General features: G+C 43.1%; 1 protein-coding gene. It reads left to right on the top strand.

Features of this window, described 5'->3' with window-relative positions; translation table 11 throughout:
• Positions 1 to 209, top strand: a 209-nt coding sequence (locus tag Q0857_RS16915; protein WP_298538086.1) for a hypothetical protein, incomplete at both ends; no start/stop codon positions are given.

The raw sequence follows: 209 nt of genomic DNA, 5'->3' as shown, positions 1-209 counted from the left end.
GTATCTATTCCAATCTTAGATGATTTAATCGATGAGCCGGATGAGACTTTCACGGTATCAGGAACAGTGACAAGCGGCAATACAGATAACACTGATGCTAGTGGCGAAGTAACGATACTAGATAATGAGCCTACACCAACGGTAAGTCTATCCGATGAGTCCGTAGATGAGGATGCAGGATCAGTAGATGTTACAGCGAGTTTAGATGT

The sequence above is a fragment of the uncultured Algibacter sp. genome, from assembly GCF_947495925.1.
Classification (GTDB): domain Bacteria; phylum Bacteroidota; class Bacteroidia; order Flavobacteriales; family Flavobacteriaceae; genus Algibacter_E.
Note: the sequence above shows the minus strand (reverse complement) of the source record. Positions and strands in the feature narration are given on the sequence as shown.